Here is a 14,582-nt window from a genome sequence, read left to right on the forward strand (position 1 = left end):
GTAAGCGCTTACATAAAGTGGGTTATAATGAAATTGTGACAATAGCGAAAGGGTGAATCAGCATGATCACGGTGATAATCCTTTTAGGGATGATTTTCTTTTTCATAGCAGGATGGTTACGGGCGGATTTAGTGGCATTGATTGGACTTGTTTGCCTCGTGCTCACACAACAATTGACCCCAGGTGAGGCGATGGCTGGTTTCTCCAATCCGGTCGTCTTGATGATTGCTGGACTGTTCGTGGTCGGAGCGGGATTGTTTCATTCTGGTCTGGCGGAACGGTTGGCTTCTTTGCTTGTTCCATACGCGGGAGGGAATGCGACGCGTTTATTCTATCTGTTTATGTTGACGGTGACGCTCTTGTCGAGTGTCATGTCCAATACGGGGACCGTCGCTTTGCTCATTCCTGTTGTGATGGTAATGGCACGAAAAATCCAACAATCTATGGATTCTTATCTCATGCCACTCGCCTTTTTTTCAAGCATCGGTGGAACGATGACACTGATTGGGACACCTCCCAATCTCGTTGCGGCAGAAGCACTCCGCGGCCTCGTGGATGAACCGCTCGGATTCTTTTCATTGTTTCCAATTGGTCTGGTCGTGATGGTGATTGGATTGATCTATTTCCGTCTAATCGGGAATCGCTTACTCCATCAAGAAGGGGCGAAACTGTGGTTGAAGACGGAGATAAGTGAGCCATTGCGTCCAAACGTCTATGTGATGTCGATTGCAAAGAGTCATCCGTTAATTGGGAAACAGTTACGTGACCTTTCATGGTCTCATGAAGGGGTTATAGTCTTGAAGGAACGAGTTCATGGACGGCACCATCATGAGACGGCTCATGCAGACACCGTACTACGTGCGGGGGAATTACTTGTCAGCGGTGAGGAACGGCACGTTCGGAACTTTTCTGAAAAAGAACAGATACCATTTGAACCGATTGAGGCCACCCGTGTAGATGATCAAACCGGAGGGGTTCTCCTGTTCACGGTCCCAGGGGTGAGTCGATTAATCGGGAAGCGTATCGGTGAGAGTCAGTTACGTAATCAATTTCATGTCAATGTCTTAAAAGTCATCCGACCACAAGAAGAGATCGCACACGTGCGATTGACAGACACCCCGTTGAAGCAAGGAGACATGTTGATGGTACAGGGGACATGGGATGATTTAGAGCGGATGGAAAGAGAGACACATGACCTGTTATCAAATGAACGGGTGACCGAGGTAGCCAATCGAGTCGTATCGGGGCGTCATCAGCTTGCAGCAGGCATCATCATGCTCATGTTGTTGCTCATGTTCATATTCGAATGGGTCGATCCGACCGTTGCCGTATGGATGGCTGCGCTAGCGATGGTGTTGAGTGGGGCCGTCCGACAGATGGACGTCGCCTATCAATCTATTCAATGGTCCTCGCTCGTCTTGATTGCGGCCATGATCCCGGTAGGAACGGCGCTTGAAAAGGCGGGAATCATGGGATGGGTCGTTGAATGGATTGAAAGGACGTTTGCCGACTTTGGTCCTATATGGGTACTCGTCGTCTTATTCGTCTCGACCATGCTCCTTAGTCAAATCATCTCGAATACAGCGACCGCTATTTTGTTTGTCCCCTTAGCGATTGCACTCGCCGAATCGATGACTGTCAGTCCGGTTCCATTCGTCGTTGCGGTCGCCATCTCGGCATCACTCGCTTTTATGACCCCGTTCGGATCTCCGACAAATGCGATGGTCTTTAGTATCGGCAACTATCGGTTCATGGATTTTATCAAAGTCGGTGTGCCGTTACAACTCATCACGGGAATCGTAGGAATTTTGATGATTCTCATCCTCTTCCCATTTTGAATAGGAGGTTTGGGGACGAGTATCGAAAATAGACGTATCAGCAAATGAAAGGGCGGGCGATGATGAAAAAATGGATATTGGTTTTCTTCTGTCTCTTTCTTGTGGCATGTGGGAAAGAAGTGGGGACGGAACCAGAACCTGAGATGACGCAGAGCGGGAAGGTGGCCGAAGCGTATCTCGAGGAGCAACAGTACTCGATCGTTTCTTTTGAAGGAGAGCATACGAGTACTTTAACCTTAGAGGAACTGGCAGAGGATCGTGAACGGAACGTTTGGGGACTACAAACCGTATCACCGGATGAATACGTGGGTAAGACCATCTACTACGAAAACTTTACGGTGAAAGATCATCCGATTGGTGAGCAATCTCCCGCCGGTCAGATTGCTGTCTCAGTAATGATCGTGGATGGAAAGGTCATCGGCGGGACATCATTCCCCGTGACAGATGGATCAGGTTTAGGGAACGGATATAGTTTGAGCGGAGAATCGCTTGAGGATATTCACCCCGATCTTCAAGAATGGCAGGATGCGTGGAATAAAAAATATGGTGAATGAAAAAGTAGACCAAGACAATCATTGTCCTGGTCTACTTTTGTTAAGATGCTGTCCCTTTCAATTTACCCGGTAATTTGCAACGCTCGAAGTAGATGAGTTGCCCTCGTCGTACGATACGCGCCCCTTTATGCTCATGTCCAGCAGCACGAAGCATGTCGAGTCCTTGTTGTTTGGCCGACTGATCGTCGTTCGCTTCGAACATTTCATTCAATACGAGCGTGCCATCATTTTCAAATCCTGTCACCGTGTATGTTTCCATTCACACGACCCCCTTTTCTTCATTTTAATGAATGGCCATTCATTCTTCAAGAGAAGGTTTTGTCAGTTCGTCGAATGTCAGCTGTCGTGTCGATTCAGTTCGGGGAATCAAATCGGATACGGTCAATCCGATCAAACGGACGGGCTCGATGACGTTCATCTCGTCGAAAAGACGTCTGGCAAGTCGTCTAATCTCATCATGGTCATGCGTCGGGTGGTTTAATTTGATTTGATGACTCCGAGCCTGAAACTCGCTCGTCTTTATTTTGATGGTGACCGTTTGACAGCTCAAGTCTCGGCGATCGAGCTGACGCAATACGTCCTCCATCTCTGGGATGACCCGTTCGAACACTTCTTCCGGGTCATCGATATCAAATGCGAACGTCGTTTCTGACCCAATCGACTTACGCTCTCGCGTGGCCACGACAGGACGCGTATCACGTCCGTGTGCCAGTTCATATAGTTGTTGCCCACGATCGTGTCCAAAGATGGCTTTCAGTTGCTCAGGACGAGTTTGTTGAAGGTCACCGATCGTATGATAACCACTTTTATAAAGCGTTTGGGCGGTCACTTTTCCGACTCCATGCATGGCTTCGATGGAGAGGGGAGCCAGAAAGGTTGCCACTTCATCAAGCGGAACGACCGTGAGTCCATTTGGTTTCTCATATCCTGAAGCGATTTTCGCGACAAATTTTGACGGTGCGACTCCGGCAGATGCGGTGAGACCGGTGCGACGCTTAATCTCGCCTAATATATACCGGGCGATAAAGGGTCCGGATGTACTCAATAACGAATTCTCCGTCACATCGAGGTAAGCCTCATCGAGCGAGAGTGGTTCGACGAGCGGTGTGACCGACTTAAAAATCTCCATCACGTGTGCGCTGACTTGTCGATAGGCCTGAAACCGTGGTTTGATAAACGTCGCATGGGGACACAAGGCAAAAGCGCGACGTGATGACATCGCGCTGTGTACGCCGTATTTCCTCGCCTCATAGGAACATGTCGCGACGACCCCGCGGCTGTGGGGAGGGCCTCCGACGATGACGGGCTTTCCTCGTAAGTTAGGACGGTCACGCTGTTCGACAGAGGCATAAAATGCGTCCATGTCCACATGAATGATGAGTCGTTCCATAACATCACCTTTCTTGTGTGAATCACTTTTCTTTCATTATACCGAACTTTTGTTCGTTTTTTGAGTTTTTTGTTTTGACCGATGTTTCGTTGAAGTCGTCTGATTCGGAAACTGTAGCAATGACCCGATCCAATTCTTCCGTTTCAGCCACACTTGGATGATGAGCGTGAAGAGAAGAATCATGAGCCAGGCGAATCCATATCCAAGCGGCCATTCCAGTTCAGGCATATTTTTAAAGTTCATTCCCCAAACCGCACCGAATGCAACGACGGGAGTCGTCAGCGCGGTGAAGACGGTTAGTGCCTTCATGATTTCGTTCCCTCGAAAGTTCGACAGGGTGGAGGCGAGATCTGTCATCGCAATCACGTCTTCTTGATAATGATTGATGAGTGTCAGCAATCGATTGACTCGATAATCGGCAAGTTGATACGATTTTAACTGCTGCAAATCGATCGTTAAAAAAGCTTCTCGTCCGGCCATGACAAGCTCCTTATATGGAGTGACCGTATCCGACCACCGTTCAATCTCACTGCGAAGACCAAAAATCTCATTCATGAACGTAGCGGGAACTTGTCCCGTCATTTCACGTTGAGCTGCCATCAAACGTTCTTCAAACTCATCGATACCGTGAAAGTAGTTGTTCATCCGTTCGGCAAGCAACTCATAAAACGCCTCGATTGGAGAATCGCATTGTTTGGCGAAAACGGACTCATGGTGCAAATCATCAAAGCCGATTGTCCATAAAAAATCAGGTCCAATGAAGTAATGTCCAATTTTTTGTGGTTCCCGTTCTAACTGTTCATAGTCGAGTGTGAGTGAACCATACATATATCCATTCTCGACGACAATCTTCGTCACATTTGAGGTCGTCAATTGTTCAAGCCAATACGTATAGGCTTGAGCATATAGCTGATCAACATGAATATAATCTTCCGGTCGTGTATACCAATCCCATTCCATCATCCATTCCTCCAATTCACTATATTGATAGTATTCCCAAATTGTCAGGAATGTTGGCATCTGTCTCAAACTTTCGTTAAGATGAAGGTACTGAACAAGAGAGAGGTGCTTTCATTGACGACAAAAATCGGTCAGCTCAAAGTGGGCGACACGCTAGACCAATATGTCATGATCAAACAATCGTATAAGGGACTTGCCGGGAACGGGAAACCTTATTTAACATTAATCCTTTGCGACGAGAGTGGTGAAATCGAAACGAAATTATGGGATAGTGCCGATACCGAGAAGTATGCGACGAAAAAAATCGTCCATGCGGCAGGGGAAGTGATGGACTATCGGGGGCGCACCCAGTTGAAACTAAAACAAATTTCAATCATCGAGCAGGAAATAGACATCGCACCGTACGTCCGATCGGCTCCGATTCCGAAGTCAGAGCTCGAGACGACGATTCGTGGATTCATCACGTCACTTCAACACGATGAGATTCGCCGTCTTGTCGAGGAAGTCGTCAATCGTCATGAAGAGGCATACTTCACGTATCCGGCTGCCGTTCGACATCATCACGCGGTCTATTCGGGACTGGCATTTCATGTGATGTCGATGTTGAAGCTCGCGGATACGATGTGTGAACTGTATCCATCCTTGAATCGTGATCTTTTGATTGCGGGTGTGATTTTGCATGATTTGGCGAAAGTCATCGAATTGTCTGATGCGATTACGCCAGAATACACACTCGAAGGAAAATTACTCGGTCATTTGTCACTTATGGCATCGGAACTTGAAGTTGTGTCACGGGAACTTGGAACGGACCGCGAAGTGACGACATTGTTGCAACATCTCGTCTTAAGCCATCACGGGAAGCCGGAATGGGGATCTGCGAATGCGCCACAATTACCTGAAGCGGAGATGTTATTCTTCATTGATAATATTGATGCGCGCATGAACATGTTTGAGAAAGCGTATGAAGGGGTCGAGCCCGGAATGTTCACGGAGCGTGTCATGGCGCTCGATAACCGTGCTTTCTATCGCCCGAATTTATAACAGGTGACCAACGAAAAAGGGGTACTCCATTGCTGGAGTGCCCCTTTGTGATTACTGTTCAGTTGATTCTGCTGCAGGTTCTTCTGAAGACTCGTCTGCGTTTTTAATCGCTTCTTTAACAGCGTCAAATTGTTGTTCTGCTTTTGCATCTTTTACGTCAACGTTGTATTTTTCAATCAACTCAGCGTAAATTTTGTTCGCATCGACAGAAGCTGATTTTTCAGCTGCCAATTCTTCACGAATACGATCTTTCTCGTCTTCGAGTTTCAAGTCTTTCTCTTTACGGTCTGTCACTTTGATGACATGGAAACCGAACTGAGATTGAACCGGTTCAGAGATTTTACCAACGACATCTTCTTTGAATGCGTACTCTTCGAATTCAGGTACCATCTTACCAGCAGAGAAGAAACCGAGTTCTCCACCTTGTTCTCCTGAACCAGTATCCGTTGATTTTTCTTTCGCAAGTTCAGCGAAGTCTGCACCGTCATTCAACTCTTTAATGATGTCTTGTGCCTCTTCTTCTGTTTCAACGAGGATGTGGCTAGCTTCCACTTCCACGTTCTCTTTTGCGAACTGTGCTTCGATTTCTTCATCGGTCACATCGACAAGTTTCGATTTCGCAGCGTCAACGAGCATCTGTCCGCGAAGCGCTTCTTTAAACTCTTCCGTACCGCTCATGCCGGCTTGTTGAATCGCTTGTTCGAACTCTTCTTCTGAGTTGAACTGTTCTTCTGTCTTGCTGAACTCTTCATCTACTTTTTCTTGGTCGACTTGGTCACCGTATTCTTTTTCAAGAAGTGCATTCATCGTCTCTTGGAATGCGAGTTGTGGTACCATGCGGTCATAGCTCATATCCGCGATTTCACCGCGTGTGATTTCGCCGCCTTTGTATGTGACGACTGCTGAATTATCTGACTCTCCGCCGCCTGCGTTCGTTGCCGCATACGTACCGCCAGCACCGATAATGAGTGCGATTGCAGATGCACCGACGATTGCGCCAGTTGAGAATTTTTTATCTTGCTTTTTTGGTTCGTTCGTCATTCCGTTTGACATGTATTCCACCCCTAATAATTCTTTAAAGTTTCTAAGTCCGACTATATCACATTTTCCTAATCATGACAGCTGTTCTCTTGTCTGTACAGTATCATAGCACACAATCCTGTCGTATAATGATGAAATAGAATGTGAAATGATGGGGTGAGGGAAGTGTCACTAGAGGAGAAGGTCGAGCATTTAGCCTATCAGATGAAGATCTTACTCGAGATTGTCGATTGGACAGACCGTCCGTTCGAATATGAGGTGATTCGAGCGAATTTGACGAAACAAGAAGTCGAGTCATTTTATCAATTGCTTGAGGAGATTCGGGCGCAGCAAAACGAGCAATTGCGCTACGGATACACGTCCATAGAACCATTGCTCGTCCATTTTGCAGGTATGTTAGATGTGAGACTTGACGTCAAAACGATTCTTGAGGCATGTGTCCGACAAGGAATCGAGTTAGACGTCACAGAACCACTTTATCGGCAGGTCAGGCTTCTTGACTGAGTTCATCCTCATCAGGGCGTCTGCCTGCCTCTTCTGTGATCATTTTTGACGTTTCCGCAAAGATATCCATAAAGTTATCCCCGTACAAGCGACGCACGATAGCCGTCATATCTGTTAAGTCAGGGAACTTTCCATACAGTTCTTGGAGCGGAAGGGAAGCGCGGAATACGCCGTTCCCTTCTGGGTCGAAGGCGTGAATCGTTTCGAGTAATAACGATTCGCCTTCAGGTGTCAATTGAACGTACGTGTTTCGTTTGTCCGTCTCTTTTTTAGAAAACGTAAGTAATCCACGATCTTCTAACTTCTTCGAGAAGTTGAAAGCAGTCGAGACGTGCATGACGCCATATTTCGCAATTTCTGAAATCGATGCACCGCCTAAAGCGTGGGCAATCCATAAGATATGGTGTTCATTGATATTTAAGTCGAACGGTTTGATCCAGTTTTGCCAGTCTTTTTCGACGGTTTTCCACAAAGCTTTACTCAATTGAATGATTTTGTGGCTATAGAGCATGGCCTCAGGGCCAGTGAATTCTTTTTCGTGTTCCATCTCGATCCATCCTTTCCGGATAAAAAGTCAAATGTAATCGACGGACGATGACCTCAAACACTCACTGTGTTTGATTGACGGTTTTGTCAGTCATAGCAGACTGTACGTTCGAGAGTTCCTGAAGGTTCCCTTGGATGCGCTCGACTGAAGGCTGAATGTCTTGTTGATAGCGTTCGACTTCGGCTTTCACTTGGTCAGTCAATTCTTTTCCTTGCAGTTTTCCTGCGGCGGCAAACTGCGATGCATGTTTCGCCACATTCCCAAATTGTTCTTTTAGCGTAGTGATTGTGGATGCTCGATGTTGTTGAGCAGCGGCATCATTTGCAGTTCCTCGCGCCAATTTCTTCACTGTGGCGACTCCTAAAAATGCTAAAACAAAGCCGAAAGCAATCCAATCTCGACGTTGGCGACTCGACAATTCATTCCCCTCCTCAAGCTCGGATAATCAGAATTACATTCTTTTCATATTATTTTACCAAAAAAGAGTGATTAAAAACCTATATCGCAAATAAAATTTTTCAGAACATTCATTTTTGACCGAAAAATCATTTTATTTTAAAATACAGGTAAAGGAAGGTGATCCTCAGTGGAGAAAGCGAAGCGTTGGGTAGATGACATGCTTGACCTGTATCTCGCTGCGAAACGACTGGGAGATGACACTTGGGCCGAATCCATTATAAATACACTAGAGGCGGGATACGAGGCGTCGAAGCAAACGGAACAGGCACGTGAAGAATCGATGCGAGAAAAGCGGATGCTTGAAATAGATGCCCGTCTAACGAAATTACGAAAAGAATTTGAACAAGCGACATCTGTCAAGACGCGTCAACAGCTATACGAAGTGGCAATTAAGCTTCAGGTCGAGCGTGCGCAATTGGAAGAGGAACGAAAACGCCACCGTGATTCAATCAATCAATCATAAATGAGACCCGTCGTCGACGGGTCTCTGTCTGTTTATACGTGGGCATGAATGTTCGATGCAAGGGTAGTGAGTTCTTCCGACGTGAAGGCGCCGTTTTGCGTGATCCACTGCGCACCAAATCCATCCTCGTGTCCAAAGCGCGGAATCAAATGGATATGGAAGTGGTACACCGTTTGTCCGGCAACTTCTTCGGCATTCGATAAGACGTTCATTCCGATGGCACCCGTTTCACGTTGAATCGCTTTGGCGATGGTCGGGACGCGTTTAAAGACATCTGCCGCCACGTCTTCCGGCAATTCATATACGTTTTTCGCATGATGTTTTGGGATGACGAGCGTGTGTCCTTTCGTCACTTGAGAAAGGTCGAGGAAAGCGACGACCGCTTCGTCTTCATATACCCGATAGGATGGGATTTCTTGTTTTGCAATTTTACAAAAGATACAGGTCGGATCTGTATGCATCTTCATTCCTCCATTCTTAAATGTCGTTTCTGTTCCATCATAACACGGAAGTTCGGGCGCAAGAACGATAGGAAGCGAGATGGATTCCTTCTATAATGAAGATAAGTGAGCGCAAAGGAGGTGAGCACATGCCCTATACGAGAAGTAGAAAAAAAGAGCGGAGTCCGAAAGTCTTTCTTTTGATCTCTAGTTTCACGATTCTAGTTGGAGCCATTGTTTTCTATATATATGCATACAAGCCGGCGGCAGAACAAGATAAAATTCACGTCGCATTCAAAGAGGCCTTATTAGAAGAAGACCGTACCTTTTTTGAGGAGAAAGTCGAATATCTTGGAGAACCTTTATCGAGAGCGGAGGCTCTACGATTCATGGGGTGGTTGAACGATGAAAAGTCCATTCGAGGAGAGGCTATCGCAGAAGTTGCGAAAGACCGAGCCAACCGAACGTCGGGTATGGAGGCGGACGGATTATTTCGTTTGATCGACACGGGGGAAGGACGGTATGGCTTTTCTGACTATCGAATTGAACTACTCCCACAACGGATTGATGTGACCTCGGATGTACCATTGACGAATATTTGGATTGATGGACAACAGGTAGGACGGATTGATGAAGCCGATGATACGTTATCGTTTGAACAGATGCCGGGACAATATGATGTCAAAGCGGTAGCGGTGACAAATGGAGAGACGGTCACGGAAACCGAAACGATTCAATTGATATCTTCTAAATCCATTGAGTATGCCCTTATGCCTGAATCGAACGAAGCCATTGCCGGACAATTTGATTTGAAGAGGGCTGAGTTGATTGAAATTGAAGTGGAGGCGCAAACGGGTCACTCACTCGAAACGGTCGATTCTTTAATTGGGCAGTCGAGTCAGCAAGTTCAAGAAACGCTTGGTGAACCGGCTGGAAAGCGTGAAGGAAAATGGGACTATGAGCGATTGGCTGTCACGTTTAAAGATGAGGAAGTGGAATCGATTCGGGTCGACCTCGATAAACGACCGGATGATTTGATTGCCCTCCTCGGTGAACCGAAAGCGAAGTCGGAACACCCACTCGGAACAGAGTGGGATTACGGTCAATCGTTCTTCGAATCATTCTTTACGTTCTTTGGTCTTGAGACCGAGAAACAGTTTATCGAAAAGAACGACGCAATGTATTTACTGATCCAATGAAAAAAGAGGGACATTCCATAATGGAAGCCCCTCCGATACATAATCTTATTTTTTACGCATTGATTTCATAACGAACGATACAATCAAGATTAGGATAATCGCACCGATAAGAGCCGGGATAATCGCGATATCCGCAACGATTGGTCCGAAGTTACCAAAGATAAGTCCACCCAACCATGCACCGATAATCCCCGCAATGATGTTACCAATGATTCCACCTGGTACGTCCTTACCTAAAATTAATCCTGCTAACCAACCGATGATACCCCCGATAATCAAATAAAGAATAAACCCCATCATTCATTTCTCCTTCCTCTTTTTGCCCATTGTTCTTTACAACGATTTTGTGGAACAATGGAAGTATTGATGTTTATTTTAAAATGCCTTACAGTTCAGATTATTCCCATGTGACAACATTTAAAACATATACCACGAAAAAAAGATGAAAATGAAAGGTGTGGTTTTCATGCTGCACGTCGATCGATTGAACGGCGGATATCTCGGTAAACAAGTTTTGCATGACATTTCGTTTGAAGTAAAAAAAGGGGAGCTCGTTGGGTTGATAGGGCTAAATGGAGCTGGAAAATCGACGACGATCAAACACATTTTGGGGTTATTGTCACCCCTCTCCGGAAAAATCGAAATTGATGGTGAGACATTAAATTCTTCTGAAAAGAACTATCGTAAAAAAGTAAGTTACATACCGGAAACACCGATATTGTATGAGACGTTAACCTTGCAAGAACATATTGAATTAATGGGGAAGGCGTACGATGTGAATCCGGAAGAGTTGGCTGCGCGTACGAAACGTTTGGCAAAAGAGATGCGAATGGAAAAACAACTCGCCTGGTTCCCTTCCGTCTTTTCAAAAGGGATGCGTCAAAAAGCGATGATCTTGTGTGCGCTCGTGACGAAAACGCCGCTCTTGATTGTTGATGAACCATTTGTCGGTCTCGACCCACTAGCGATTCGTCAATTGCTTCAGTTGTTTGATGAATATAAACAAGACTGTGCGATTTTAATGTCCACCCATATCCTCGAAACGGCAGAGCGGCACTGCGACCGATTCGTCTTCCTCCATCAAGGAGTCGTCATCGCAAGCGGAACAGCGGCGGAGTTGCGTGACGTGTATCGATTGTCACCTGATGCGACACTTGATGACATATATGTAGAAGCAATCGCGTCGGAGGAACGGTCGTCATGAATCGATTTACAGCAAGGCTCGGGACCTGGATGGAAGAGGTCGTCAAGTACAGTCGCTACGTTGCAAACGGGGGACTGCTGTTCACGCTCTATTTCACCTTGATTTACGGGGCGTTCGTCTACAATAGCTTCTTAGAACGAATCGATGGGACATTCCCCGGGACGTGGATTGCTGCGGCGGTCCTTTTAATCATGCCGCTCGGTCATCGCCCGCGAACATTCGTCCAGGAGGCGGATCAAGTGTTTTTACTTCCAGAGTTAGGAGATATTCGTTCCTATATGATCGGGGTGCGTTTGTTTAATCTTGTTTTTGCTGCACTACGTGGATTGCTCTTCCTGCTCGTTTTACTTCCGCTCCTCGTACGGACAGAGAGTTATTCGAGTATTGAAGTATTATCCTTCGTCGTGACGATGGTCATGTTGTCAGCTGCAGGTCGGTTGGCAAAAGTGGAAGGAGTGCGCGAATGGACAATCCTGCCGTTTGCACTTGGAAGTGGTGTCTTGTTATTGATGAATTGGACACAGTGGGCATGGATCCCCGCATTCGCTCCCTTCATTCTCTTGCATCTGAAGCGTAATGAGCGGATTCCGCTTCTCCATTGGTTGTCACTCGAAGAGAAGAGTCGGGCACAATTTGAACGGGTGATCAGCTGGTTCGTCGATTTGCCGACCTTGAAAGAAGAGGTTCGAGAGCGCCGGCTATTGACTCGGCTTCTAGAAAATCGGGTCCTACGGCGCGTGGACGCTTCACGTTACGTGTACGGACTTCGTATTCTCCGTTCGAACGACTCACTTGATTTAATTCTGCGTTTGACCGTAGTGGCGCTCATTGTCATGTGGATGTCGGGAGGATGGTACGTCGGCTTGGTTACGCCACTCTTTGTAGGTTTGACCGCGTTACAGCTCGTTCCTTTATTTAAACGGTTAGAAGCGATTTCCATCGTTTCCTGGCTACCGATTACACGCGATGAGCGAATCGCAGGGTATTCGTGGTGGGCGATGCGACTGCTCGTCATCCAGTCCGTCGCTCTAGTGATTGCATCTGTCGCTTTCGGTGCCACATGGGATGCGGCGGTCGGGTTGGTCTTGTCTATCTTGGTCACACGCTATTACTTAAGTCGATTAAAATAAAAAGAAGGACATCCTGTGCGGGATGTCCTTCTCACGTGATTAGATTATTTTTTAGGTGACATGACGGATACGCTCGAACCGAGAATCTTCGGGAGGCGTCCTGGTTTCTCAGTTGCTTCTTCGACTTCACCGTATGCTGATACACCATGTTCTGCGATGTCGAGGCCGACATCTTCTTGTTCTTCTGTGACACGGAGTCCGATTGTGACGTCGAGAAGTTTCAAGAAGGCATAACTTCCACCACCGGCGATGACCATCGCGATCAATACACCGAGTGTCTGCACACCGAGCTGTGTCAATCCGCCACCGTAGAAGAGTCCAGCAGAACCGATCCCTGTAATCTCAACGAGTCGAGGAGATGCGAAGAAACCGAGTGCGAGTGTTCCGATGATCCCAGCGACTCCGTGTACGGAGAAGGCGCAGAGCGGGTCATCCACATACTTCGCCATCAAGATGCTCGTTCCGTATGTTGCAACAGATGCGAGTGCACCGATGACGACAGCTGCCCACGGTTCGACGAACGCGCATGCTGCCGTGATGGCAACGAGTGCTCCGAGTACTCCGTTCACGATTGTCGGGATATCTGCCGTCTTCCGATGGAGCATGACGATTGCAAGAGCACCGAGTGCACCGGCTGCTGTGGCGAGCATTGTTGTCAACGCGACGTAACCGAAGAATCCGTCAGCGACCGACATCGTCGAACCGGCGTTGAATCCGAACCAGCAAAGCCAAAGCACGAGTCCACCGACGACCGTCAACACGTGGTTATGACCAGCGAGTGATTCCGTCTTCCGACGTGGTTTCAAGATGATTGTCGCCATGAGCGCTGCCATCCCACCTTGAAGATGAACGACCGCTGATCCGGCGAAGTCTTGCATCCCCATCGATCCAAGCATCCCGCCAGCCCATACTGAGCGAGCGACGATTGGGTAGAGGATGGCAACGAAGAAGATACCGAACAGAACGTAGGCAGAAAGCTTAGCCCGTTCCGCAAATCCACCCCACGCGATGGCAAGGGAAACTGCAACGAATGATAACTGGAATAAGAATTTAATGTCGATGGAGACGTTCGCCCAGTCGAGACTTGTGAATGATCCGCTTAAGAAGAATCCTTCTGTCCCAAACCAAGTCGTCCCGTCACCGAACGAGAGACCGAACCCGACCGCCCAAAAAGCGAGTGCCGCCACAGAGAGGCTGATAATTTGTTTGACCGCGACGTGACCGGCGTTCTTCGCCCGAAGCGTCCCTGTCTCGAGTAATCCGAAACCTAATTGCATCGTCAATACGAGCAATGCAGCGATGAGTACATACAGCGTGTCCATATAATAGAGAATGTCTTCCATGTTCATGCCCTCCTTTTTCTTAGGTGCTTTCCAAAAGTTGACTTCAGTGTAAAACGAAAAATTCATGCTGGATTGCATTTTGTCAGATTATCTGACATAGTTTTTTTATTAAGGAGGCGAGGCTGAATGGACTATAAATCGAAGAAAGTGATCGGGATTGGCGTTGTGACTGAATTGACGGGACTTTCGGAGCGTCAAGTCCGGTATTATGAAGCAAAAGGTCTCGTCTTTCCGGAACGGACAAAAGGTGGTTCACGTAAATATTCTTTCCATGACGTGGAACGTTTGGTCGAAGTGGCGACTAAACTAGAGGATGGATGGCGAATTCAAGATATTAAGGAACGAGAACGACGATTGTCGACAAAACAGCGTGATGATTTGATTCGAGGTCAATTGAATTCTGCCTTCCGAACATTTCCGACAAAAAAATGACACAAAGAAAACACAATGAAAATGCTTCACATTAGCA

18 protein-coding genes are annotated in these 14,582 nt (G+C 47.0%); 9 read left to right on the forward strand and 9 right to left on the reverse strand.

The genetic code is table 11. The annotated features are described in order from the left end of the window. Positions 1-62: 62 nt before the first annotated feature. Positions 63-1,838, forward strand: coding sequence for an SLC13 family permease (locus KNO78_RS00170; RefSeq protein ID WP_196431495.1), 1,776 nt, complete (start codon positions 63-65; stop codon positions 1,836-1,838). Between the two features lie 62 nt (positions 1,839-1,900). Then, positions 1,901-2,392, forward strand: a complete 492-nt coding sequence (locus KNO78_RS00175) for a hypothetical protein (protein WP_214691243.1) — start codon at positions 1,901-1,903, stop codon at positions 2,390-2,392. 40 nt (positions 2,393-2,432) lie between these two features. On the opposite strand, the gene KNO78_RS00180 is transcribed toward KNO78_RS00175, so the two are convergent. Genes KNO78_RS00180 through KNO78_RS00190 form a run of 3 tightly spaced genes read right to left on the reverse strand, consistent with a single transcriptional unit; the run spans position 2,433 to position 4,742 of the window. Next, positions 2,433-2,651 carry a YhzD family protein gene (locus tag KNO78_RS00180; RefSeq protein ID WP_078146414.1) on the reverse strand — a complete coding sequence of 73 codons (219 nt, stop codon included), beginning with the start codon at positions 2,649-2,651 and terminating at the stop codon, positions 2,433-2,435. A gap of 39 nt (positions 2,652-2,690) precedes the next feature. After that, positions 2,691-3,782 (reverse strand): DNA polymerase IV, encoded by a 1,092-nt coding sequence (gene dinB / locus KNO78_RS00185; RefSeq protein WP_214691242.1) that lies wholly within the window; start codon positions 3,780-3,782, stop codon positions 2,691-2,693. A gap of 36 nt (positions 3,783-3,818) precedes the next feature. Continuing rightward, on the reverse strand, positions 3,819-4,742 hold the full coding sequence (locus KNO78_RS00190; RefSeq protein WP_196431492.1) for a magnesium transporter CorA family protein: 924 nt from the start codon (positions 4,740-4,742) through the stop codon (positions 3,819-3,821). Between the two features lie 81 nt (positions 4,743-4,823). On the opposite strand from KNO78_RS00190, the gene KNO78_RS00195 reads away from it, so the two are divergent. Then, positions 4,824-5,783, forward strand: coding sequence for an HD domain-containing protein (locus KNO78_RS00195; protein ID WP_214691241.1), 960 nt, complete (start codon positions 4,824-4,826; stop codon positions 5,781-5,783). Between the two features lie 51 nt (positions 5,784-5,834). On the opposite strand, the gene KNO78_RS00200 is transcribed toward KNO78_RS00195, so the two are convergent. Continuing rightward, entirely contained in the window at positions 5,835-6,836 is a 1,002-nt protein-coding gene (locus KNO78_RS00200; protein WP_196431491.1) for a peptidylprolyl isomerase, read from the reverse strand. A gap of 153 nt (positions 6,837-6,989) precedes the next feature. On the opposite strand from KNO78_RS00200, the gene KNO78_RS00205 reads away from it, so the two are divergent. Further along, complete coding sequence (locus KNO78_RS00205; protein WP_235189241.1) at positions 6,990-7,328, forward strand: DUF1878 family protein; 339 nt, start codon at positions 6,990-6,992, stop codon at positions 7,326-7,328. Here KNO78_RS00205 and KNO78_RS00210 read toward each other — a convergent pair. Continuing rightward, positions 7,312-7,875: an HTH-type transcriptional regulator Hpr gene (locus tag KNO78_RS00210; RefSeq protein ID WP_015880933.1), complete on the reverse strand. Its 564-nt coding sequence runs from the start codon at positions 7,873-7,875 to the stop codon at positions 7,312-7,314. The two genes, KNO78_RS00205 and KNO78_RS00210, sit on opposite strands and share 17 nt — an antisense overlap. Positions 7,876-7,936: 61 nt before the next feature. Next, positions 7,937-8,293, reverse strand: coding sequence for a hypothetical protein (locus KNO78_RS00215; protein ID WP_214691240.1), 357 nt, complete (start codon positions 8,291-8,293; stop codon positions 7,937-7,939). Positions 8,294-8,461: 168 nt separating this feature from the next. Between KNO78_RS00215 and KNO78_RS00220 the strand changes: the two genes are divergently transcribed. Continuing rightward, positions 8,462-8,797 carry a hypothetical protein gene (locus KNO78_RS00220; RefSeq protein WP_196431490.1) on the forward strand — a complete coding sequence of 112 codons (336 nt, stop codon included), beginning with the start codon at positions 8,462-8,464 and terminating at the stop codon, positions 8,795-8,797. Between the two features lie 32 nt (positions 8,798-8,829). Here the strand turns inward: KNO78_RS00220 and KNO78_RS00225 are convergent, their stop codons facing one another. Further along, entirely contained in the window at positions 8,830-9,258 is a 429-nt protein-coding gene (locus KNO78_RS00225; RefSeq protein WP_214691239.1) for an HIT family protein, read from the reverse strand. A 128-nt stretch (positions 9,259-9,386) separates the two neighbouring features. Between KNO78_RS00225 and KNO78_RS00230 the strand changes: the two genes are divergently transcribed. Further along, entirely contained in the window at positions 9,387-10,436 is a 1,050-nt protein-coding gene (locus KNO78_RS00230) for a hypothetical protein (RefSeq protein WP_214691238.1), read from the forward strand. A gap of 45 nt (positions 10,437-10,481) precedes the next feature. On the opposite strand, the gene KNO78_RS00235 is transcribed toward KNO78_RS00230, so the two are convergent. Beyond that, positions 10,482-10,733 (reverse strand): GlsB/YeaQ/YmgE family stress response membrane protein, encoded by a 252-nt coding sequence (locus KNO78_RS00235; protein ID WP_047795606.1) that lies wholly within the window; start codon positions 10,731-10,733, stop codon positions 10,482-10,484. A gap of 169 nt (positions 10,734-10,902) precedes the next feature. Between KNO78_RS00235 and KNO78_RS00240 the strand changes: the two genes are divergently transcribed. After that, positions 10,903-11,640 (forward strand): ABC transporter ATP-binding protein, encoded by a 738-nt coding sequence (locus tag KNO78_RS00240; protein WP_159563614.1) that lies wholly within the window; start codon positions 10,903-10,905, stop codon positions 11,638-11,640. Continuing rightward, complete coding sequence (locus KNO78_RS00245; RefSeq protein WP_214691237.1) at positions 11,637-12,770, forward strand: ABC transporter permease; 1,134 nt, start codon at positions 11,637-11,639, stop codon at positions 12,768-12,770. Before KNO78_RS00240 ends, KNO78_RS00245 begins: the two co-directional genes overlap by 4 nt. A gap of 44 nt (positions 12,771-12,814) precedes the next feature. Here the strand turns inward: KNO78_RS00245 and KNO78_RS00250 are convergent, their stop codons facing one another. Beyond that, positions 12,815-14,119, reverse strand: a complete 1,305-nt coding sequence (locus KNO78_RS00250) for an ammonium transporter (RefSeq protein ID WP_251125220.1) — start codon at positions 14,117-14,119, stop codon at positions 12,815-12,817. Between the two features lie 120 nt (positions 14,120-14,239). Between KNO78_RS00250 and KNO78_RS00255 the strand changes: the two genes are divergently transcribed. After that, entirely contained in the window at positions 14,240-14,545 is a 306-nt protein-coding gene (locus KNO78_RS00255) for a MerR family transcriptional regulator (RefSeq protein ID WP_031421197.1), read from the forward strand. Positions 14,546-14,582: the final 37 nt, after the last annotated feature.

This window comes from Exiguobacterium sp. s132, assembly GCF_018617235.1.
Classification (GTDB): Bacteria; Bacillota; Bacilli; order Exiguobacteriales; family Exiguobacteriaceae; genus Exiguobacterium; species Exiguobacterium profundum.

Coding starts and splice junctions, on each gene's coding strand:
- KNO78_RS00240 (WP_159563614.1), top strand. CDS start 10,903: ATGCTGCACGTCGATCGATTGAACGGCGGATATCTCGGTAAACAAGTT.
- KNO78_RS00230 (WP_214691238.1), top strand. CDS start 9,387: ATGCCCTATACGAGAAGTAGAAAAAAAGAGCGGAGTCCGAAAGTCTTT.
- dinB (WP_214691242.1), bottom strand. CDS start 3,782: ATGGAACGACTCATCATTCATGTGGACATGGACGCATTTTATGCCTCT.
- KNO78_RS00250 (WP_251125220.1), bottom strand. CDS start 14,119: ATGAACATGGAAGACATTCTCTATTATATGGACACGCTGTATGTACTC.
- KNO78_RS00245 (WP_214691237.1), top strand. CDS start 11,637: ATGAATCGATTTACAGCAAGGCTCGGGACCTGGATGGAAGAGGTCGTC.
- KNO78_RS00255 (WP_031421197.1), top strand. CDS start 14,240: ATGGACTATAAATCGAAGAAAGTGATCGGGATTGGCGTTGTGACTGAA.
- KNO78_RS00170 (WP_196431495.1), top strand. CDS start 63: ATGATCACGGTGATAATCCTTTTAGGGATGATTTTCTTTTTCATAGCA.
- KNO78_RS00235 (WP_047795606.1), bottom strand. CDS start 10,733: ATGGGGTTTATTCTTTATTTGATTATCGGGGGTATCATCGGTTGGTTA.
- KNO78_RS00225 (WP_214691239.1), bottom strand. CDS start 9,258: ATGCATACAGATCCGACCTGTATCTTTTGTAAAATTGCAAAACAAGAA.
- KNO78_RS00190 (WP_196431492.1), bottom strand. CDS start 4,742: ATGGAATGGGATTGGTATACACGACCGGAAGATTATATTCATGTTGAT.
- KNO78_RS00200 (WP_196431491.1), bottom strand. CDS start 6,836: ATGTCAAACGGAATGACGAACGAACCAAAAAAGCAAGATAAAAAATTC.
- KNO78_RS00195 (WP_214691241.1), top strand. CDS start 4,824: ATGAAGGTACTGAACAAGAGAGAGGTGCTTTCATTGACGACAAAAATC.
- KNO78_RS00180 (WP_078146414.1), bottom strand. CDS start 2,651: ATGGAAACATACACGGTGACAGGATTTGAAAATGATGGCACGCTCGTA.
- KNO78_RS00210 (WP_015880933.1), bottom strand. CDS start 7,875: ATGGAACACGAAAAAGAATTCACTGGCCCTGAGGCCATGCTCTATAGC.
- KNO78_RS00175 (WP_214691243.1), top strand. CDS start 1,901: ATGAAAAAATGGATATTGGTTTTCTTCTGTCTCTTTCTTGTGGCATGT.